This is a genomic window from Aeromicrobium sp. (assembly GCF_014378035.1).
Classification (GTDB): Bacteria; Actinomycetota; Actinomycetes; order Propionibacteriales; family Nocardioidaceae; genus Aeromicrobium.
In genome coordinates, this window is record NZ_JACMOM010000102.1 from 1 (window position 1) to 21,529 (window position 21,529).

At 66.4% G+C, this 21,529-nt stretch carries 16 protein-coding genes, 1 tRNA gene and 1 pseudogene; 12 read left to right on the top strand and 6 right to left on the bottom strand.

Annotation, left to right across the window (positions count from 1 at the left end; genetic code table 11):
* Positions 1-215 precede the first annotated feature (215 nt).
* Positions 216-932, top strand: a complete 717-nt coding sequence (locus tag H7290_RS05330) for an FCD domain-containing protein (protein WP_290512979.1) — start codon at positions 216-218, stop codon at positions 930-932.
* Here the strand turns inward: H7290_RS05330 and H7290_RS05335 are convergent.
* From H7290_RS05335 to H7290_RS05345, 3 genes are read right to left on the bottom strand one after another with little or no spacing between them, the layout of a single operon-like run.
* On the bottom strand, positions 917-2,164 hold the full coding sequence (locus H7290_RS05335; protein WP_290512980.1) for an amidase: 1,248 nt from the start codon (positions 2,162-2,164) through the stop codon (positions 917-919). The two genes, H7290_RS05330 and H7290_RS05335, sit on opposite strands and share 16 nt — an antisense overlap.
* On the bottom strand, positions 2,164-3,984 hold the full coding sequence (locus H7290_RS05340; protein WP_290512981.1) for a hydantoinase B/oxoprolinase family protein: 1,821 nt from the start codon (positions 3,982-3,984) through the stop codon (positions 2,164-2,166). The genes H7290_RS05335 and H7290_RS05340 overlap by 1 nt, the downstream gene beginning before the upstream one ends.
* Positions 3,981-6,062 carry a hydantoinase/oxoprolinase family protein gene (locus H7290_RS05345; RefSeq protein ID WP_290512982.1) on the bottom strand — a complete coding sequence of 694 codons (2,082 nt, stop codon included), beginning with the start codon at positions 6,060-6,062 and terminating at the stop codon, positions 3,981-3,983. The genes H7290_RS05340 and H7290_RS05345 overlap by 4 nt, the downstream gene beginning before the upstream one ends.
* A 214-nt stretch (positions 6,063-6,276) precedes the next feature.
* Between H7290_RS05345 and H7290_RS05350 the strand changes: the two genes are divergently transcribed.
* From H7290_RS05350 to H7290_RS05380, 7 genes and pseudogenes are all read left to right on the top strand, one after another.
* On the top strand, positions 6,277-6,822 hold the full coding sequence (locus H7290_RS05350) for a MaoC family dehydratase (RefSeq protein WP_290512983.1): 546 nt from the start codon (positions 6,277-6,279) through the stop codon (positions 6,820-6,822).
* Positions 6,819-8,027 (top strand): CoA transferase, encoded by a 1,209-nt coding sequence (locus H7290_RS05355; RefSeq protein WP_290512984.1) that lies wholly within the window; start codon positions 6,819-6,821, stop codon positions 8,025-8,027. The genes H7290_RS05350 and H7290_RS05355 overlap by 4 nt, the downstream gene beginning before the upstream one ends.
* Positions 8,027-9,394 carry an MmgE/PrpD family protein gene (locus tag H7290_RS05360; protein ID WP_290512985.1) on the top strand — a complete coding sequence of 456 codons (1,368 nt, stop codon included), beginning with the start codon at positions 8,027-8,029 and terminating at the stop codon, positions 9,392-9,394. Before H7290_RS05355 ends, H7290_RS05360 begins: the two co-directional genes overlap by 1 nt.
* 4 nt (positions 9,395-9,398) lie before the next feature.
* A complete protein-coding gene (locus tag H7290_RS05365; RefSeq protein ID WP_290512986.1) occupies positions 9,399-10,562 on the top strand; it encodes an acyl-CoA dehydrogenase family protein in 1,164 nt (387 codons plus the stop codon).
* Entirely contained in the window at positions 10,559-11,404 is an 846-nt protein-coding gene (locus H7290_RS05370; RefSeq protein ID WP_290512987.1) for a CoA ester lyase, read from the top strand. The genes H7290_RS05365 and H7290_RS05370 overlap by 4 nt, the downstream gene beginning before the upstream one ends.
* A gap of 156 nt (positions 11,405-11,560) precedes the next feature.
* A pseudogene (locus tag H7290_RS05375) lies at positions 11,561-11,677 on the top strand (PIN domain-containing protein); the annotation flags it as partial.
* A gap of 45 nt (positions 11,678-11,722) precedes the next feature.
* Positions 11,723-11,796 (top strand) — tRNA-Gly (locus tag H7290_RS05380).
* Positions 11,797-12,192: 396 nt separating this feature from the next.
* On the opposite strand, the gene H7290_RS05385 is transcribed toward H7290_RS05380, so the two are convergent.
* From H7290_RS05385 to H7290_RS05395, 3 genes are read right to left on the bottom strand one after another with little or no spacing between them, the layout of a single operon-like run.
* Complete coding sequence (locus H7290_RS05385) at positions 12,193-12,810, bottom strand: cupin domain-containing protein (RefSeq protein ID WP_290512988.1); 618 nt, start codon at positions 12,808-12,810, stop codon at positions 12,193-12,195.
* Between the two features lie 59 nt (positions 12,811-12,869).
* Positions 12,870-14,456 (bottom strand): AMP-binding protein, encoded by a 1,587-nt coding sequence (locus H7290_RS05390; RefSeq protein ID WP_290512989.1) that lies wholly within the window; start codon positions 14,454-14,456, stop codon positions 12,870-12,872.
* Positions 14,450-16,411, bottom strand: coding sequence for a dehydrogenase E1 component subunit alpha/beta (locus H7290_RS05395; protein WP_290512991.1), 1,962 nt, complete (start codon positions 16,409-16,411; stop codon positions 14,450-14,452). Before H7290_RS05395 ends, H7290_RS05390 begins: the two co-directional genes overlap by 7 nt.
* A gap of 184 nt (positions 16,412-16,595) precedes the next feature.
* Here H7290_RS05395 and H7290_RS05400 point away from each other — a divergent pair, with 184 nt between their 5' ends.
* The 4 genes from H7290_RS05400 (at position 16,596) to H7290_RS05415 (ending at position 21,461) form a co-directional block, all read left to right on the top strand.
* Complete coding sequence (locus H7290_RS05400; protein ID WP_290512992.1) at positions 16,596-17,528, top strand: alpha/beta fold hydrolase; 933 nt, start codon at positions 16,596-16,598, stop codon at positions 17,526-17,528.
* 80 nt (positions 17,529-17,608) lie between these two features.
* On the top strand, positions 17,609-18,901 hold the full coding sequence (locus H7290_RS05405) for a sugar ABC transporter substrate-binding protein (RefSeq protein ID WP_290512993.1): 1,293 nt from the start codon (positions 17,609-17,611) through the stop codon (positions 18,899-18,901).
* Between the two features lie 3 nt (positions 18,902-18,904).
* Complete coding sequence (locus H7290_RS05410; RefSeq protein WP_290512994.1) at positions 18,905-20,434, top strand: sugar ABC transporter ATP-binding protein; 1,530 nt, start codon at positions 18,905-18,907, stop codon at positions 20,432-20,434.
* A 7-nt stretch (positions 20,435-20,441) separates the two neighbouring features.
* Positions 20,442-21,461 carry an ABC transporter permease gene (locus tag H7290_RS05415; protein WP_290512996.1) on the top strand — a complete coding sequence of 340 codons (1,020 nt, stop codon included), beginning with the start codon at positions 20,442-20,444 and terminating at the stop codon, positions 21,459-21,461.
* Positions 21,462-21,529 lie beyond the last annotated feature (68 nt).

Consider the following 21,529-nt stretch of genomic DNA (forward strand, 5'->3'; position numbering starts at 1 on the left):
GTAATCCACCTCGCGAAGTCTGCAATTACTGTTTGTAATTGGTCCTGCGGCAAAATCAGCTTTCTGCGCGGCAGCAAGAATGTCCGAAGAATCACGCCGACGCAATATGTCAAAGATCAGATATATTGCTCATGTCAGATGCCGCCGCAGGGAGACGGACACCGACGAGTTAAATTGTCCGAGGTATCCACCCAGCGCCTTTGAGGAGGATCGTCATGGCTGGCCAGACGACCAAACGCCCCGCCTATGCTGTGGTGTCCGAGCGCATCCGCGACAAGATCCTGTCGGGAGAGCTTCGGCCGGGCGAGCGTCTGGCACCGGAAGCCGAGCTGATCGCCGAGCACGGCTACGGACGCAGCACGATCCGCGAGGCCATCCGTTCGTTGTCGAGCGAGAATCTCGTCTACACGACTCGCGGCGTCACCGGGGGCACGTTCATCTCCACGCCCAGCGTCGGGCGCATCTCGGCCCAGATGGAGACCGGGGTGGCGTTGATGGCGGCGGCCGAGACGGTCAGCGTCGACCAGTTGATGGACGTGCGGCAGCTGACCGAGGTACCCGCGGCAGGCAAGGCCGCCTATCACCGCAACGCGGCGCAACTTGCCGAGTTGAAGGCTGCGATCTTCGACCCCTCGGATGCTGCGACGTACGTCCGCAACCAGGAGTTCCACCTCGTGATCCTTCAGGCGGCCGACAACCCGTTGCTCGAGCTCGTGACGGCGCCGGTCTTCCGTGTGCTCTCGAGCCGCTTCGCCCGCGACAAGGCACCGCAGGACTTCTGGACGTGTGTCGACGAGGATCACCGGTTGATCCTCGAGGCCATCGAGGCGCAGGACTCGATGGCTGCGATGATCTTAATGCGGCGTCACCTCGATCACCTCGGCGACGCCTACATGGCGATGGACCTGCTAAGGGGTCATCGCGACATGTGAGGCCGCAGATCATGCCATTGGGTCACGGCTTGATAGGCACGGGCGGCGGCGAAGAGTGATGACTCGTGGCCAGCGGGTGCCGTGATCTGAGCGCCGATCGGCATGCGCGACTCGTCGTGCAGACCGACGGGGATCGAGAGGGTCGGACCGTCGTGTAGCGACCACGGGTACGACAGTTGACCGAGCCGCCGGGTCCGCTCGAGGGCGTCGCCGTCGTCAGCCAGGAGGGGGACGTCGACAGGCAGCGTGGGCGTCACGATGAGATCGATATCGTTGAAGACGCGCGTCAAGCCGGCACGGAAGTCGTCGCGCAGCGCCCGGGCGGCGACGAGGTCCTCGGGATCCAGGCGCAGCCCCAGTCGCAGACGCGCGAGCGTCTCGGGCTGGAAGCGGCCGGGCGCATGAGTGATTCGCTCGCGATGCGCGTCGACGAGCTCGGCGTACACCAAGGCGTAAACCGCATGCTGCGCCGCCTCGTCGGCGGGAACGCTGATCGGGACGAGCTCGAAGCCGAGCTCGCCCAGAACGGCGACGCACCGGCCCACGGCCGCGCGTACCCCTGGGTCGATGTCGTCGGTCACGAACCTGACCGGCACCCCGATGCGCGTCGGCGCGCGGACGGCCGGGGCGGGGTCGCGACGCAGGACGTCGTGCACCGCTTCGACCAAGTCGAGGCTGCAGGCGAGCGGTCCGACCGTGTCGAAGGCGGAGCTGACCGGCACGATGCCGCGCAGGTCGATCGTGCCCGGGGTCGGGCGCAGGCCGATCACACCGCAGGCTGACGCCGGCAGCCGGATCGACCCGCCGGTGTCGGTGCCCAGCGCGACGTCCACCAGTCCTGCGGCGACTGCTGCGGCCGAACCGCCGCTGGAGCCGCCAGGTACACGTCGTATGTCCCACGGGTTGAGGGTCGCGCCGTGCACCGAGTTCTGTGACGTGACCCCGATCGCCAGCTCGGCCATGTTGAGAGTCGCTGAGATCTCGGCCCCCGCGTCGCGCAGGGCGGTGACGACGGCGGCGTCGTCCTTTGCCGTGTCGTCGACGAAGAAGTCGCTGGCGCAGGTCGTCGGGACACCGCGCACAGCGATGTTGTCCTTGACCCCGACGCGGACGCCGGTGAGCGGCCCGTCCACGGGATCGCCGTGGACGGGCAACCAGCGGACCACGCTGTTGAACTGCGGGTCCGCGAGCGGACGGACGGGGTCTGAAGAGGCCTCGCCGTCCGCCGGCATCAGGCGCTCACCCTCTCGGCGCGCAGTCGCGCGGTGGCCTCGTCGTCGACGACCCACCGCTCGACGTCCAGGACGACGCCGTAGTCGCGCGCAGCGTCCTCCGCAGTGAGGTACTCGTCCCACACGTCGGACAGGACCGCGAAGGGGTCACGCTTGAGAGGATCGCCGAAGCCGCCGCCGGACGGGAGCTTGATCTCGAGGGTGTCGCCGTTGTGGACGATCTCCTGGGTCACCTTGGAGAACAGCACCTCCTCGCGGTCGGTGCCGGCGTTGCGGACGAACGAGCCGGAGACTCCGGGGTGTCCACCCAAGGCGCCGGCAGGGGGATCGTTGCGATTGTCGGCCTCGGAGCCGAGGAAGGTGTCGGTCTGCATGAGCCACTTGCGCACGCTGCCGATACCGCCTCGCCACTGACCGGGGGCCGGTGCCTCGTCGCGCAGCTCGTATCGCTCGGCACGCATTGCGTGGTTGAGCTCCAGCTCCTCGATCGGGTTGTTGCGCGTGTTGGCCATGAGGGTGTCGACGGCATCCATGCCGTCCTTGCCGTTGCGGCCACCGTACGAACCTTCGTTGATCTCGATGTAGACCCAGTAGCTCTCGCCGTCATCAGCTAGACCGGAGTAGGCGATCGCACACAGGGCTGCCGACGATCCGGCGATGGCGTGGTCGGGCAGCACCGGGGCGAGGGCCAGGTTGATCGAGTCGAAGACCCGGTTGACCTGCGAGAAGCGGGCGAAGCACGAGGCCGGGAAGTCTGGGTTGAAGATCGTCCCCTCCGGTGCGTACGCCTTGACGGGTCGGAAGCACCCGTCGTTCTGGGGGACGTACTGATCGATGATGGCCTCGTCGAGCAGGATCGTGCGGATCGCGCTGACCGCGACCGGCAGGACCGAGCCTTCGAACGGCACGTTGAACGCCGTCTGCACCTGGTCGTTGGAGCCGGTCAGGTCGATCAGGATCTCGTCGTCGTCGACCTGCACTCGAACCGCCACCCTCAGCGGGACGCCGCGGTTCTTTCCGTCGTCGTCGAGGTAGCCGATGGGTGCCTCATAGCTGCCGTTGGGGATCTCCCGGATCCGGCTGCGCAGCATTTCCTCGGAATAGTCCATCCACCTCTCGCTGGCGCTCATGACGACGTCGAGGCCGTAGCGTTCCAGGAGCTCAATGAAGCGCTTCTCGCCGATGCGGGCACAGGCGATGAGCGCCTCGAGGTCGCCGCCGTTCTGTTCCGGCGTGCGGACGTTGTCCAGGATGTGCTGGATCAGCATGTCGTTGCGGACGCCGGCGTCGAAGATCTTCATGGAATCCATGAGCTTGCCCTCGGCCCACACGTCCACGACGTCCATGCACAGGCCGGGGAAGTTGCCGCCTATGTCGGAGACGTGACCGGTGCATCCGGCGAATCCGACGTGCTCGCCCTCCCAGAAGATCGGGATCATGATGCCGTAGTCGGGCGAGTGAGCAGCTCCGTGGTATGGGTGATTGTGCAGCACCACGTCGCCGGCCTGGTAGGTGCCGGCGAGCTTGCGGTTGATCCCCTTGATGTAGGCCGGGATGGATCCGCAGTGCATTGGCGTGGAGTCCGACTCGCACAGCTCGCGCCCGGCGACGTCAAAGATGCCGGCGCCGAGGTCCTCGCTCTCGCGGATCAGGCTGGAGTACGCCATGCGGTACAGGACCTGGGCCATCTCCTTGGCCATCGAGTCGAGCGCGCCGCCGATGACCCGAAGCGTGATCGGGTCGACGTCGACGCTGTTCCAGGTGCGGTGGGCCTCGGCGGCCAGTGAGACGCCGGTGACGGGCATCGCGGTCTTGCTCATGATGCGCTCCTCTCGATGATGATGTGGCCCACGGCGTCCACCGTGGCGTGCTGACCGACACCCAGGATGGTCGTGGAGTCGAACTGTTCGACGATCGCCGGGCCGGTGAACGTGTTGCCGGCCTTCAAAAGCCGACGGTCGTACACGGGGGTCTCGACCCAAGTGGGGGTCGTCGAGTCCTCGGCCCAGAACAGGGCGCGGGTCGTGGCCTTGACGGCGTCGCTGCTGTCGGTGGTCCCCTCCTCGATCAGCGGCAGGCGCACGTGCGGGACAGCGCCCACGCCCGTCACCCGGATGTTGACGAGCTGGACGGGTTTGTCGTCGAAGCGCTGGGAGTACGTGCGTCCATGCGTCTCGTGAAATGCCTCGGCGACCGCCGCGACCCATGCCTTGTCGATGTCGCCGGCCGGTGCCGTGACACGCAGCTCGTAGCCCTGCCCCACGTAGCGGCAGTCGACGCTGCGCTCGAGCGAGATGTCCTCGTCGGCGACGCCGTCGGCACGCAGCTGAGCGGTGGCTTGGTCGCCGAGACGGGTCATCCCGTTCTGCAGCAGCTCGAGATCGGGATCGGCCGACGACGTCCACGCCGTGGTGGGAACCTCGTAGCGGATGTCGGTCGTCAGGAGGCCGATGGCAGAGGTGATGCCGGGGTGAGCCGGCACGATGACGCGGGGGATGCCGAGCTGCGAGGCGATCTGCCATGCGAACAGCGGCCCGGCGCCGCCTTCGGCAACCAGGGAGAAGTCGCGCGGATCATATCCCTTACGGACCGAGTGCAAGCTGATCGCCTCGGTCATGGAGTGCGCCAGGATCGTGAAGATGCCCATCGCAGCCTCCTCGATGCTGCTGCCCAGGCGGTCGGCGATGTGGGTCTGCACGGCCTCGACGGCCAGCTTGGGCTCGATGGTCATGTCGCCGGATAGGAAACTGTCCTCGCGCAGCCAGCCCATGACGACCATCGCATCAGTCGAGGTGGGTTCGGTTCCGCCTCGGTTGTAGCAGGCTGGGCCGGGAGTGGCTCCCGCGCTCCGGGGACCGACACGGAACATGCCACCCTCGTCGACGACTGCGACGGAGCCTCCGCCGGCACCGATCGTGTCGACCTCAGCCATCGGGACCATCGCGTGGTAGTCGCCGATGCGGGTGTCGAGCAGGTGCTTCATGCGCAGTCGGCCGTCGGGAGCGACGCCCACGTCGGCCGAGGTGCCGCCGACGTCCAGCGTGATGACGCTGGGGTAGCCCGACGCCGCACCGATCGCGCAGCCGCCCAGGAGACCGGCGACGACGCCGCTGGTCAACAGCGAGACGGGGATCTCGCTCGCGCTGCGTGCCGTCACGAGGCCGCCGGAGGAGGTCATGAGGTGGACGCCCTCGCCGATGCCAGCCTGGGCGGCCTTGGAAGCCAGGTTCTCGATGTACACGGACGTCTTCGGGCCGATGAAGGCGTTCAGCGCGGTCGTCGAGAAGCGTTCGTACTCGCGGTACTGGGAGGCGACCTCGCTCGACAGCGAGATGAACGCCTCGGGGAACTCCTCCGCAATGATCTGCTTGACCCGCTGCTCGTGCGCAGGGTTGCGGTAGGCGTGCAGGAAGGCCACGGCGATGGCGGCGACGCCACGCTCCTTGAGCAGCAGCACCTCTCGCCGCACGGCATCCTCGTCAAGCGCGGTCAGGACGGCTCCGGATGCGTCGATGCGCTCGGGCACGGTGCGCCGGTTGCGGCGGGGCACGAGTTGCCACTTCTGCCACGGGAGGTCCTGGTAGTTCGAGTAGTTCAAGGGACGCTTCTTGCGTGCGATGTGCAGCAGGTCGCGGAAGCCGTCCGTCGTGATCATGCCAACGCTGCTGCCGTTGTGCTCCAGCACGATGTTCGTCGCGACGGTCGTGCCGTGGAAGAACATCTCGATCTCCCGGGGGGAGATGCCCGCGCGAGCGGCGAGGGTCTCGATGCCAGCCATCGTCCCGATCGAGGGATCTTCGTTGGTGGACGGCGTCTTGTGCACAGTCACGGTGCCGTCGTCGTCCCACAGGACCAAGTCGGTGAAGGTTCCTCCGACGTCCACTCCGATGCGTTTCATAGGTGTCCGATCTTTTGTCTCAAGCGGTGGCGGAAGCCACGCGACCCATGGTGTTCCACTTCACACCTCTTTGGCAATACCTCAGATGTATTTCATCCATAATGGCACTGCAAGTTTCAATATGGCCATCAACGAGTCCTATTGACGAAGTAAAACGCAGATGATTAAGTTGTAGGTCCGCAGCGAATGCTCGCGTGCACACAGAGGAGTCGCAGTGACAGTTCATCCAGCCACCATCGGTCGCTTCTTTGAGGACTACGCCGTGGGCGACACCTACCAGCATCCTTTCGGACGGACAATCAGTGAAGCCGACAACACGTGGCTCACCAACCTGTCGATGAACACGAACCAGAACCACTTCAACGCCCACCTGGCTTCGCAGAACCCGATCACGGGCGGACGGGTCATCGTGAACTCCGGCCTCACGGTGTCGTTCGTGCTGGGCCTGTCGGTCATCGACATGAGCCAGAACGGAGTCGCGAACCTGCAGTTCGCCGACATCGTCCTGAGCACGCCTCTGTTCGTCGGAGACACGCTGTACGCCGAGAGCATCTGCACCGGACTACGGCCGTCCGCATCACGTCCCTACGCCGGGATCGTCTCCATGAGGACCCGCGGGCTGAACCAGAACGGCGAGCAGATCGTGTCGTGGAACCGGTCGGTCATGGTGGCGACGCGTGCGTCGGGAATCGGACAGAACTACTTCCCGCAGGCCAAGAACGGCCCGCTCGCACTGCCGTCGGACGGCGACGACGCATGAGGCCGCTCGAGGACGTCCGCATCATATCCTTGGAGCAGTACGGCGCAGGGCCGTTCGGCAGCCTGCACCTGGCCGACCTCGGAGCCGACGTGCTGAAGATCGAAGACCCCCGCGTGGGTGGTGACGTGGGGCGGTACGTGCCACCGTTCAACCACGGCGAGGACTCCCTGTTCTTCGAGACGTTCAACCGCAACAAGCGCAGCCTGTCGCTCGACGTGACGTCGCCGGCCGGGCGCGAGGTGTTCGAGGACCTGGTGCGCACCAGCGACGTCGTCTACTCCAACCTGCGCGGCGACGTGCCGGCCAAGATCGGCATCACGTACGACCAGCTCAAGCACGTAAATCCCGCGATCGTCTGCTGCAGCCTCACGGGATTCGGCATGACCGGTCCGCGGGCGGCCGAGCCGGGCTACGACTACATCCTGCAGGGCCTCGCCGGATGGATGGACCTGACGGGTGACCCCGACGGCCCGCCGACCAAGTCGGGCCTCTCGCTGGTCGACTACTGCGGCGGGTTCGTGGCGGCCATCAGCTTGCTGGCTGCGTTGCACGCGGCGCGGCGCGACGGGGTCGGCAGCGACTGCGACGTGTCCCTCTACGACACCGCGATGTCGTTGCTGACGTATCCGGCGACGTGGCACCTCAACCGCGGCTACGAGCCGGAGCGCACGAGGAACTCGGCGCACCCGTCGCTGGTGCCGTTCCAGCTGTTCGCTGCGTCCGACGGCTGGCTGGTGGTCGGCTGTGCCAAAGAGAAGTTCTGGCAGCGACTGGCCACCGTGATGGACCTGCCGGCATTGCTCGAGGATCCGCGGTTCGTCGACTTCGCCGCCCGTGGAGAGCACCGCGACGAGCTCCTGCCTATGCTGGAGAAGCGTTTCGCCGAGCATGACGTCGCCACCTGGCTGGAGCTGCTGCGCGGCGCAGGCGTGCCGAGCGGGCCCGTCAACGACGTCGAGCAGGCGCTGAAAGAACCGCACACCCTGGCGCGCCAGCTCGTCGTCGAGACCGAGCACCCCGTGTTCGGCACCGTCAAGCAGATTGGCTCGCCCGTGCGAGCCGGCGAGCCCCGCCAGGACCACCGACGCGCCCCGACCCGCAACGAGCACTTCGCGGACGTCCTGGGCCAGGACCTCGGCTACGACGCTGAGCGCATCGCCTCGTTGCAGGCGGCCGGGGCCTTCGGCGAGGTGCGACCGAAGTGATGGCCGGGCAGCTCGCGGCCTTCGCGACAGACATGTCGGCGGATCAGCTACCGGACGATGTGGGGCACGCCGCCCGCCGTCATCTGCTCGACGGCATCGGCAACGCGATCGCGGCTCGACGCACGGGAGCGGGGCGTCCGTCGTGGGACGTTGCGCACTCCTTGGGCGGTCCGGGCGAAGCTGTCGCGGTAGGGGGCCGCGTGCGGCTGTCGGCCCCTGCCGCCGCGCTGGCTAGCGGATCGCTGGTGCACGCGCTCGACTTCGATGACACGCACGGCGGTGCGATCGTGCACGCGACGGCCGTCGTGCTCCCGGCCGCGTTCGCTGTCGGTCAGGAGTGTAGAGCCGATGGCGCCGCCGTTGTGGCCGCGACGGCCGTCGGCCTCGAGGTGGCGTGTCGTCTCGGGCTGGCCGCGCCCCATGGGTTCCACCGCAACGGATTGCACGCGACTGCGGTCGTCGGCCCGATCGCGGCGGCCGTGGTGGCAGGACGCCTCCGTGGCATCGGTCCGGGTCGGCTGGCTGACGCCATCGGTATCGCGGCGTCTTCGTCCGGTGGCCTTCTCGAGTTTCTCGACGACGGAGCCGACACCAAGATCCTGCACCCGGGGACGGCCTCGATGAACGGCATCGTGGCTGCTCGGCTCGCCGAGGCGGGCGCTGCCGGTCCTGCTGGTGCGATCGAGGGCCGCCGGGGGTTGTACGCGGCGCTGTCGGCCGTCGAGCCGGATCTGACCGTTCTGACTGCGGGTCTGGGATCCCGGTGGGAGGCGATGTCGATCGGCATCAAGCGCTACCCCAGCTGCCAGCTGATGCACGTGACGCTCGATGCAGTGAGCGCCGCATTGGAGACATGCTGCGTGTCGCCCGAGACGATCGACGAGGTCGAGGTCTTCGTGCACCCCGACAGCATCGACTTCGTCGGCGACGTGCGAGAAGGTGGACTGCCGCTGAACTCGTACGATGCGAAGTTCGACCTGCGCTGGAGCGTCGCCGCGCTGCTGAACGATGGGGCCGTCACGGTCGACACTTACGCGCCGGCCTCGATCGCCCGCCCGGAGGTCGCCCGGCTCGCACGGCGAGTCACCGTCACGCCGTGGCCCGGCGACTGTCCCGCGATCGATGCCCTCGGTCGGGTCGTCATCCGTAGGCACGGTGGTATGTCGACGGACCATAGGGTGCCCGCGAGCCGCGGATCGGCGGCGCTCCCATTGTCCGACCAGCAGTTGGGCGACAAGTTTGTCCAGAACTGCGCACACCACACAAGGGCCCAGGAGCTCATGGCGCTCGTCATGGATCTGAGCACCGCCCACCACATCGATGCGGTACTGCAGATTGCGGCCGACATCAGCGACGAGAGGAACTGAACCGATGGATTTCGACTTCACCGAGGAGCAGCGCGACTTCCGGTCCGCTCTGCGCACTTTGGTCGACAACGACATCATCCCGGTGGCCAACGAATGGGAGCGGTCCGGGCGCTACCCGACGGAGATCGTCGAGAAGCTCAAGACCATGGGGCTGTTCGGCATCACTACGCCCGAGCAGTACGGGGGGATGGCCGTCGACAAGGTCACGTTCACCCTGGTGTACGAAGAGCTTGCCCGCGGCTGGATGGGCATCGCCGGTATCCTCGGCAGCCACAATCTCTCGTGCTGGATGATCGACCGGCACGGGACGACCGAGCAGAAGGACCGCTGGCTGCCTCGCCTGGCCACCGGCGAGGCGCGCACCGGCATCGGGCTCACGGAGCCGGGCGCCGGCACCGACCTGCAGGGCATCTCGACCACGGCGCGGCGCGACGGTGACGTCTACGTCGTCAACGGCACCAAGACCTGGATCACGAACGCGAGGCACGCCGACGTGCTGCCGGTGCTGGTCAAGACCGACCCGGCTGCGTCGCCCCGCCACCGGGGGATGAGCCTGCTGCTGATCGACACCAAGACCCCCGGCTTCGAGGTTCAGCGCGACCTCGGCAAGCTCGGCTACAAGGGCACTGAGTCCTGCGAGATCCTCATGACGGATGTCCGCGTGCCGGTGACCGATCTGCTGGGTGGCGCGGAGGGGCTGGGCATGAAGCAGGCACTCTCGGGCCTGGAGATCGGGCGACTCAATATCGCCGGTCGCAGTGTGGGCATCGCCCAGGCGTCCTACGACGCCGCCCTGAAGTACGCCCGCGAACGGGAGGCGTTCGGCAAGCCGATCGCCGACTTCCAGGCCATCCAGCTCAAGCTCGCCGACATCGCGACCCAGCTGCAGGCCGCGCGCCTGATGACCTACTGGGCGGCTGCCAAGGCAGACACCGGAGCTCGCGTCGACATGGAGGCCGGCATGGCCAAGTACTTCGCATCGGAGACCGCGATCACGGCGAGTCTCGAGGCCATGCGGGTGCACGGTGGGTACGGCTACTCGACGGAGTTCGACGTCGAGCGCTACTACCGCGACGCGCCACTCATGTCGATCGGCGAGGGCACCAACGACATCATGCGCACAATCATCGCCAAGTCGCTCGTCAGCGGCAGCGGCATCATCGCATGACCTGGGGGGCGCCCACGTACCTGTACGTGCCGGGCAACCGTCCCGACCGGTTCGACAAGGCGGTCACCGTGGGCGCCGACGGTGTCGTCATCGATCTGGAGGACGCGGTCGCGTGGTCCGACAAGATGTCGGCCAGGTCCGCCGTGGCTGGATGGCTGACCGATCTCGCTCCTGCTCAAGAGCCGTCGCGTGTCTGGGTGCGCGTCAACCACCGAGCCGACCTGATCGCGGCCGATCTCGACGCGGTCGTGCGGCCCGGCCTGGCCGGCATCTGGCTTCCGAAGTGCGACGGGCCGGACGACATCGCCGCGGTCGCGGCTCTGATAGCCCCGCTCGAGGCCTCGCGCGGCATGTGCGAGCTGCCGATCTGTCCGCTGATCGAGACCGGCCAGGGACTGCTGGCCGCTGCCGCGATCGCGGCGTGCGACCGGGTGCCGTTCCTGCAGCTGGGCGAGATTGATCTTTCGGTCGAGCTGGGGATCGATCCGGATCCGGACGGCGCCGAGCTGGTCTGGGCCCGCGGCCAGATCGTGGCGGCCAGTGCCGCGGCCGGTTGTCGTCCGCCTCCGGCCGCCGTGTCGGTCGTGACCCGGGACCTCGAGGCGTTCGGCGCCGACACGCGGCGCTTCAAACGGCAGGGATTCTGGGGGCGAGCGTGTATCCACCCCGCGCAGGTCGCCGTCGCGGCCGAGGTGTTCCGTCCGGACGAGACCGAGTTGGTGTGGGCGCGTAACGTCCTCTCTCAACTGGCGAACGGCGGCGTTGTCCTCGACGCGCAGGGTCGGCTGCTCGATGAAGCCGTCGCTCGCCGAGCGCGACGGCTGGTCGCCGACGGTGAGTGAACTGCACACCCGTCACAAATTGCCCAGCGTGGTGTCCCCGGAATCGAGGATTGCCGTAGCCCTTTCGAGATGTGCTGACGCTCGCGCTTGAGCCTGAAACGCCTACCTAGGAGTACGGCCGGCGCAGTCTCGCGGTGGCCCCTTGAGCAAACCGATGTGGGTGCACAGCGTACGTCGAACAAGAGTTCCCGCCGTACGTACGTCCTGGACACCAGCGTCCTGCTCGCGGACCCGAACGCCGTCAACCGGTTCGACGAGCACGAGGTGGTCATCCTGGTTCATACTTCGAACCTGCCAGGCTCGACAGAGGCTGGCTTCGCGGACGTGGTGTAGTTGCAGCACGCTTCCCTTCCAGGGAATGGGTCAAGGTTCAAATCCTTGCGTCCGCTCCACCTGGCGATGCCGGAACCCGGCCGCCGAAACCTGCCCGCTGCACGCACTAGCGATGCGAGCTCGCGTTATGCGATCGCGCATGGCCCGCGTCCTTCCACCGCCTTCGCCCGCCCCGTCTTCCTTGGAATGAGCCCCGGATTAGGCCGCCTCGCCGTGAGTGACCTGCGCCACGTACCGCTCAGTAGCTGACATACACACTCCTATGTTTGCTCCGGCCGCTCCTCTGCGCTCCCGCGTGTGTTCCCTCGCATCCTGGAGGAGCGGCCTTTGCGGCACTGAGAAAGGTCGGGGCCGAAAGTTCGCGAGTTTTTGCCGGCCTTGAGCTCGCACGGGAGCGGAGACTCAGGGAACCTCGACGAGTTGAGTTGCAAGTGAATCGCGTCGACAAGAGGTCGTCAGCTCACCACAAACCAGACCGCGCGCACGAGCGCCTCGGTCGTGTTGCGCAGTCGGTGCGGCACGTCTCCGCGTAAATGAATTGCCTCGCCGGCGCTCAGGGTGCGCTCCTTGCCATCTATGTCGACCGTCAAAGTACCTTCGAGGACGTAGCCGTAGTCATCGCCTGGATGCCTCTGCGGGACATCGCCGGGTGCTGAGTCCGAGCCGGGGTCGTATTCAGTGAGCAGGAATTGGACGTGGTGGTTCGCCGGCATATCGGCGAGCCGTTTCCATCGAACACCATTCTGGAGAGTGAGGTATTCCTCGAACTCCGCGGCGCCCTCTTTGTCTGCGAGGGTTAGCGGACGGGCCGGAGCCGGACCACCGTCGCGGCCGGTATCAACGCTGCTGCCGAGAAGCTTGTCGAGCGACAGGTTGAGCTCGGAAGCGATTGCGAACAAGGTGTTTACTGCGGCTTTACTTTGTCCGAGCTCGAACTGCGACAGGAACGACGCCGAGACACCCAGTCGCCGTGCGAGCTCGCGCACGGAGATGCCGAGGCGTTCTCGCTCGGCACGGACGTTCTGCCCGACGGTGGCACCGAGACCCCCGTCGGCGCGTGCAGTCCGCTTCACCGTGAGGCTTTTCGTCCCGGGATGTTTTGACCCCTGTGACGACGGGCCCCCGTTTGTTGTCATGTCCGGGATTCCCTTTCCGTTGCCGACCCGACCCACCCTAGACCCTCGCGGAGCCGAAACTTCTGGATCTTCCCGCTCGCCGTCCGGGGAAGCTCTGCCACGATCTCGAGTCGTTCGGGCGCCTTCTGCACGGCAAATCCAGCTGCCAACAGGTGCTCGCGAAGCTGACGTAGATTAGGTGCGCGAGCAGCAGAGGGCACGATGAAAACGCATGCCCTTTCCCCCAAAGTCTCATCGGGATAGGCGACGATTGCGATCTCGGCGACATCCGGGTGCGTCAGCAGCGCCCACTCGACCTCGGCGGCGCTGTACTTCTCGCCACCGCGGTTGATGATGTCTTTGATGCGTCCCAAGATGCGCAGAGCGCCGGTCGCTGAGATCTCCGCAGAGTCGCCTGTGCGGAAGAAGCCGTCAGCTGTGAAGCTCGCCTCGTTCAGCGATCCGTCGACGTAGCCTAGGAAGAGCTCCGGTCCGCGCGCGACCAGCTCCGCGACACCGTCGTCAAGCCTGATTGCCATCAGGCTCGGCCCGATCACGCCTCCTTCGGCGTCGGCCTGCGCGTCGAGGTCACCGAACGGATCGGCCATCGCGAGGGTCGGCATCTCGGTCGACCCGTACGTCCGCACGACTGCTGTGCCCATGACGGCGTGTGCGCGGCGGACCAGCTCGGGCGGGATGTCGGCACCGCCACAGATGAATGTCCGCAGCGACGACGTCGTACCCCGGCCCGCGTACGTCATCGTGAGCCCGCGCAAGAATGGTGTCGCACTGACGGTGAACGTGCAGCGCTCCGCCTCGATGACTTCGACCGCCGCCTCGGGCTCCCACCGGTCGAGCAGTACGGCCGGCGCTCCGATGTCGGCGGTGAGCACGACGGCGTACGACATGCCGGTGATGTGGCTCAACGGTGAGGGCATGAAGACGCGATCGTTCGCCCCAAGCCGACAAACGTCGCGGATGCTCGCGCTCTCGGCCAGCAGCGTGCGGTGGCTGTGCAACGCTCCCTTGGGCGAAGACGTCGTGCCGGACGTGTAGAGCACCAGCGCGATATCGTCGGGCGACGACTCGACCGGTGGCCCGGGCAGACCGGCGAGGAGTTCGTCGAAAGGCTCGATTCTGTCAAGCGCGCTGACCACACGCACACCGATGACGACCCGCTCGCGCGTGCCGGCGATAAGGTCGCGCAGCTCCTCGGCGTGGTCGTAGCCGCGGTACGTCTGCGGCGCTACGACGACCGCGGGGTCGACCTGGTCGATGATGAACGCCAGCTCGTGGGCGCGGTAGATCGGCACGACCGGCAGGACGACTCCACCCGCGAGCCACGTGCCCCACGCGACGACGATGGTCTCCCACCAATTAGGCAGCTGGATCAGTACGGCGTCGCCCTTGGCAAAGCCGTGAACATGGAGCGCGCCCGCGAACAACTCGGCGCGACCAAGCAACTCGGCGTACGTCAGCCGGACTGACCCGTCGACGACGGCGTCGCCATCAGGGGCATCGGCGGCAGCAGTGCGCAGACGCTGGGGGAGCGTCACTGACGGGATCGACGCCGCGAGGCCGTGCGGTCGGGTCGCGGTTAACACGCCATGACCTCGCGCACGGCCGCCACGATGTCGTCTGGTCCCACCTCCCACTCACGCTCGAGCACCGGGGCGTACGGGGCAGGCGAATAGCTTGCGCCGACGCGCACGACCGGGGCGTCGAGCGACCAGAAGCCGGGCCCCACCGCCATGGCCGCAATCTCGGCGCCAACGCCGAAATCCGTCACGGCCTCCTGTGCGATGACCATGCGGTTAGTCTTGGCGAACGACTCGAGCACCGTGGACCGGTCGAGCGGGACGATCGTCCGCAGGTCGATGATCTCAACGTCGACTCCCTCGGCCCTCATCGTCTCGGCGGCCTCAAGCGCATGTGTCACCATGCGCGACCAGGCGACAATCGTGACGTCGGTGCCTGGCCGCACAACAGCGGCCTTACCGATCGGCAGCCGGTACGATTCGTGGGGCACTAGCGACTTCTTCTCGTAGAGGAGGCGGTGCTCGATGAACACAACAGGGTTGTCGTCGTCGATCGCGCTCCGCAGCAACCCGTACGCATCGGTGCCCGAGCTTGGCATCACGACCGTCAGGCCAGGGATGTGCGCGAGGATCGCCTCGAGGCTCTGCGAGTGCTGGCTGCCCGACGACCGGCCCGAACCGAACTGTGTGCGCACCACCATCGGCACCTTCACGGCACCACCTGTCATAAGGCGCAGCTTGGCCGCCTGATTCATCAGCTGGTCGAGGCACACGCCGAGGAAGTCAAGATACATCAGCTCGACGACGGGCCTCAGTCCTGCCATCGCTGCACCCACGCCGAGCCCCATAATCGCGGTCTCCGAGATCGGGGTGTCGAGGACGCGGCCGGGGTGCGCTTCGGCCAGGCCCCGTGTCAGGCCAAACACGTTGCCACCGGCCACGTCGATCCCGGCGAGGAAGACGTCAGGATCCGCGGTCAGGGCATCACCGAGCGCCTGTCGGATGATCTTCGACTGCGACACGACGGGTCGGTCTCCGCCGGGCGCGACCGGTTCGGTGACGTCGTGTCGAGGCGCGTAGACGTAGTTGAGAGCAGTCTCCGGCGCTGGCTCGGCCGAGGCTCTGGCAAACTCCTCGGCGTCGTCGACCGTCGCGAGCGACTGCTGCTGGATCGTCTCGAGCTTGTCCTCGGACACCCCCCGGGCGAGCAGGCGTGCGCGAGTAATTGTCAACGGGTCAGCGGCCGCGATCTCGGCAGCCATGGTTTCGGCGTCACGATAACGCTGCTGATCACCCTCGTAGTGACCGTGCACCCGCACGGTCGACGCCTCGACGAGGATCGGGCCCTCCCCACCACGTACACGATCCAGGACGACACGCATGCCGTCGGTGACCGCCTCGACGTCGTTGCCGTCGAGCTCAACCGTCGCCATCCCGTACGCCAGTGCGCGCTGCGGGATCGGCACGGGATGCTGGTCCTCGGCCCGCGAGAACTCGGAAAAGCCGTTGTTTTCGCAGAAAAAGACGACAGGCAGCCGCCACAACGACGCAAGGTTCAGGGCCTCGTGGAACGCGCCAGTCGCCACGGCGCCGTCGCCGAAGAAGCACACGACGATGCCGCCGGCTCCCTTGACTCGCTGCGCGTGGGCGACGCCGACCGCGATCGGCAGACCCGCGCCGACGATGCCGTTGGCACCGAAGACGCCGAGCGCGGGATCCGCGACATGCATCGAACCGCCGCGTCCACGGCAGGCACCGGTCTCCTTGCCCATGAGCTCCGCCAGCACCCGGCGGGGCTCGAGACCCTTTGCCAGGACGTGTCCGTGCCCGCGGTGCGTCGAAGTGATGACGTCGTCGACCCGGGCGTGCAGGAGCGCGCCAACCGCGCAGGCCTCCTGGCCGATCGAGGTGTGTACGAAGCCGGGGATCGCGTCCTGCGCGTACAACGTCGAGATGCGCTCCTCCATCCGGCGGATCACGAGCATTCGTCCGTACGCGTTCAACAGCTCGTCATTGTCCATCGCTGACTGACACCTCCTGTATGGCTCGCTCCGGTACGGGGACAGTAGCCCGCCCAAGGATCGGTGTCCAGTGCCACTTGACGCAAGTATCTGTCCAGTGGCACTTGACGGCAGCCGAAATTTAGTGTCCAGTAGCACTTGACAACACATGTGACTCAGGTCACGAGAGCGCAAGGAGCCGCAGATGCGTCGAGAAGATGTCGAGTTCTTGAGTGAGGGCACGACTGTTCGTGGCTGGCTGTACCGCCCCGCCGGTACCGCCGGCGACGTGCCGGCAATCGTCCTCGCTGGCGGCTGGTGTTACGTCCGAGAGCTCGTCATGCCCTACTACGCCGAAGCGTTCGCCGCGGCCGGCATCGCCGCTCTGGTCTTCGACTATCGCAACTTCGGTGTGTCCGACGGCGAGCCCCGCCAGCACCTCGACCCGACGGCGCAGATCCGCGACTATAAGAACGCGCTGAGCTTCCTCGAGCGCACCGACGGTATCGACGCTGATCGACTCGCCGCATGGGGCATCTCCTACTCCGGTGGACACGTCCTAGTCCTCGCCGCGACCGATCCTCGCGTCAAGGCGATCGTCAGCCAGATCCCCGTCGTCGATGGCTACCGCAACATGCGTCGCATCCACGGCACGATGGGGTGGCGCAGGCTGTGGGCCGCGATCCTCGAGGACCGCCAGCTTCGGTTCGACGACCCGTCCAAGCGTCTCTACCTGCCGCACGCTTCGACGGAGCCGGAGAATGAGTTGTCGGCGTGGCCGTTCCCCGAAACCAAGACGACGTTCGCGGCGCTCCAAACCACCGAGGCCCCGCTGTACCAGAACCTCAGCACGATGGAGTCCGTTGATCTCCTGCTCGACTATGACGTCAACTACTTCGTCGATCGCATCTACGACACGCCGTCGCTCATGATCGTTGCCGAGGGCGACGATCTCACGCTGTGGGACCTGGAGATCGAGAGCTTCAACGCGATCCCGTCCGCCAAGAAGGAGCTAGTCGTCCTTCCCCACACGTCCCACATGACGCTCTACAGCGACCGCGACAAGCTCGCGGCCGCCGCCGAGCACGCCACCACTTGGTTCGTCCGGCACCTGCTGCCGAACACAATCACCGACTGAAAGCCGCCTCCACCACGGTCTCGCCCCCACGACGATCCCCCACCTCGGCCCCCCGGCCATCTGTACAAAGGAAAACCACCATGGCTTCAACCGAATCGAAGATCGTCGACTACGCACAAAATGGTCACTTCGCCAGCCCCGTCTCACGTCGCTCGTTCTTGGCCGTCGCCGGGGCCGCGGGCATCGCGCTTGGCATCAGCGCATGTGGCGCCAACAGCAGCGAGGGCGGCAAAGCCGTCGGCGGTGTCGCGGGCAAGGTCAAGGAAAAGGCCTGGATCCAGGTGACGACGCTGTCCAACGACTTTTTCGTCGCGTTCAACGACGGCGGCAAGCAGGCGATGAAGGCGCTCGGCGTAGAGGTGGCCTCGCTCGAGGACGCTGGAAACGTCAACACGGCGCTCGGCCAGGTCGGCAACGTGAAGGCCGCCGGCGGCAAGTCCATCTTCGGCACCCCGGCGACCGAGGCCCAGGCCGCGGCAGTCACCAAAGCCGCTCAGGCGGCCGGTATTCTGTACGCCTCTTCGTACACGGCTCCGGCCTGGTATACCCCGGCAGACGCCGATAAGTGGGTCCGCTTCATCACCCCGATGTCGACCAAGATCGCCACGGCAACTGCCAAGGCTCTATTCGACGAGGTCGGTGGCAAGGGCACGATCATCCACATCCCGGGCGCCAAGGGGTCTTCAGCCGACGACCAGCGCACCGCAGGACTCGTCGCGGCGCTAAAGGACTACCCGGACATCGAGATTGTCACGGCCTCGCCGGGCAACTGGACCTCGGAGGACGCCCGCAAGTCCTTCACCAACATCCTGCCCAAGGTTAAGGAGTTCGTCGGGGTCTTCGCCCAGAACGACTCCGAGGCTGCGGGTGTTATCGCGGCCCTCGAAGCGCAGGGCATCAAGGACAAGGTCGTCACCGGCTTCGACGGCAACCAACAGAACGTCGAGTACATCCGTGACGGCAAGCAGTTCCTTACAAGCGCTACGGTCGGCGGTCTGACGGCGGGCCTGCTCGGCGTGGCGACGTTCGACGTGCTTAACGGCGTGAAGTTCTCGCTTCCTGAGAAGTTCATCGCGCAGGGCGCCCTGCTGGTCAACCCCGACTCGGCGGACAAGGTCCTCAAGTCGATCTACCAGAAGGAGCTGCCGTTCGACTGGGCCAAGATGAGCCAGGCCCTAAACCCGGACTCTTGGGACCCTCAGACCTTGCTCAACCCGATCGACCCCAACGATTACTACGCCGGTGTCAAACAGGACCAGTACAAGCTCAACGCAGCTTGGGACGAAGCCGACATCGAAGGCGTGCGCGCGAAGTATGACGCAGCGTTCAAGACCGGACCGCTGTTCGAGTTCAAAAGCGATCTCGTCGCCTGAGCCATGACACCCACGTCGACCATCGAGCTCAGTGGAGTCTCGAAGAGCTACGGACCCGTGCACGCCCTCCGGGACGTCTCCCTCACGGTGTGCCCTGGCGAAGTGCTCGGACTCATCGGTGAAAATGGTGCGGGCAAGTCGACCCTGATCGGAGTGCTCAGCGGCACCGTCCGTCCCGACGTCGGCACGATGCAGGTGCACGGACAGGCGGCGCCGCTGGGCGATCCGCGCGCGCTCAGCGCTTTGGGGATCTCCGTCGTGGTCCAGGAGCAGGCGCTGGTCGACTCGCTCCGGGTCTACGAGAACATCTACCTCGGTCGCGAGACTGAGGTAGGCGGCCGGGGGCCCGCGCGTCGCCGCCGGCTCCGCCCCGCCGCGAAGGACCTCCTCGGCGACCTGCACATCACCGACGTCGATGCCGATGCCGTCGTCGTCGACCTGACCTATCCGCAGCGCCAGCTCGTCGAGATCGCCAAAGCCTTCTCCCGAACGCGCACGAGTGCCGCGGCTCCGTTGATCCTTCTCGACGAGCCCACCAGCGCGCTGAGTGAGACCGAGGTCGAAATCCTGTTCTCCCTCGTAGAGCGCTGGAAGGACCGCGTCTCCTTTATCTTCGTGTCGCACATCCTGCAGGACGTCCTCAAGATCAGCACGAGGCTGCTCGTCCTCCGCGACGGGCGGGCCATCCAGACCCTGCCCAATGACGGCGTCTCCGCCGAGCACCTGCACGAGCTCATGGTCGGCACCGAGCGCAGCGCTGACTACTACCGCGAGGACGAGCAGGGCGGCCCGATCTCCGACACCGCTGTCATCGAGTTGCGTGATGCGGGTGTTGTCGGCGAGTTCTCCGGCGTCGACCTCTCCATCCGCCCCGGCGAGATCGTCGGCCTCACCGGCGTCATCGGTTCGGGCAAGTCTTCGCTCGCTGCCGCCGTCGCCGGCGCCGAGCGACTCAGCTCGGGCGAGCTGACGCTTGACGGCAGGGCACGTGGACGCTGGAGCGTGCCGCAGGCCGTTCAGGCTGGGGTGCTGTACGTGCCGCCCGAGCGCGCGCACGACTCGATCTTCACGACGACGTCGATACGGTCGAACATCTCAATCGGGTTCCTCGACCTGATCCAGTCGAAGGCGACGCGCCTGTTGCGCCTAGGCGAGGAGCGTACGAAGTCTGATGCGCTCGCCAAACGCCTCCAGATCAAGGCCTCGTCACTGAGCACCCCGATCGGCCAGCTCAGCGGCGGCAACCAGCAGAAGGCGGTCTTCGCCCGCTGGCAGGGCCGGTCGTGCCGGGTCCTCGTGCTGAACGACCCGACCCGCGGGATCGATGTGGGCACCCGCGAAGAGATCTACGCCCTGATCCGCGAGATGGCGTCGAGCGGGATCGGCGTGCTGCTATGCGCCGAGTCGCTCGAGGAGGTCATCGGCATGTCCGACCGAATCATCGTCATGAAAGAAGGAGTCGTCAGTGCCGAGATCGACGCCCCCACCGCCGCCAAGCCGACCGAGGTCGACGTCATCAAGCACATGATGTGAGGAAAAAGTGACCCAGAACATCCTGATACCGCCCGCCCCGCCCTCGAACCCACCACAACCGCCCGGCGGCCGCGGGTCGTTGCTCGCCCGGCTCGACCAGTACCGCAACGTGCTGGTGCCGACCGTCGCAGTCATCGCGCTCGTCATCTACTTCCAGGCGCAGACGTCGTCGTTCGTCTCGGCCGACTCGGCGCAGAACATCCTTCGTCAGATGGCGTTCCTGACCGTCGTCGCGCTAGCCGGCACACTCGTGATCCTGATCGGCGGCATTGACCTGTCGGTCGCGGCCAACGCGACCCTCGCCGGCATCCTGATCGCGACGTGGATCGACGATTTCGGCGGGGCGCTCGCGATCATCATGGTCATCACGGTCGGCGCGTTCGTCGGTCTGGTCAACGGCATCATCACGACGTGGCTAAAGGTGCCGTCGTTCCTCGTGACGCTCGGCATGATGTCGATCCTCAACGGGGTCTCCAACTCGATCTCCGACGGCGGGCCGGTGTCCTACCAGTCAACGCTGCTGCAGAAGCTCGTCAACGACTCGACGATCCCCAACGTGCCCAACGGCGCGCTCATCGCGATCGTCCTGACGGCCGTCGCGACGATCGTCGCGTTCGCGACCCCGTTCGGCCGACACGTGTACGCCGTGGGTGGGAATGAGCGGGCCGCAGCCCTCAGTGGCGTACGGGTGAGGGCTGTGAAGCTGGCGGTCTTCGCGCTCGCCGGAGCGGTCGCCGCGATCGCCGGCATCATTTTCACGGGCCAGGCCAGCACGGGTGTGCCGATGGGCGCCGACGCGAGCCTGCTCAACTCGATCGCAGCGATCGTCGTCGGCGGCACCGCGTTGTCCGGCGGCGTCGGCGGCCCGCACCGTACGCTCCTCGGCGCGCTCGTCATTGTGCTGCTCAGCGCCGGCATGGACATCACGTCGGTCGACCCCTACACCCAGCTCATCGTCAAGGGAGCGGTCGTCATCGCGGCCGTGGCTTTGACGATCGACCGACGGCGCTACGGGATGATCAAATGACGGGGCGCATGGCGGGCAAGGTCGCGTTCGTCACTGGCGCTGCCCGCGGCCAGGGGCGCAGCCATGCA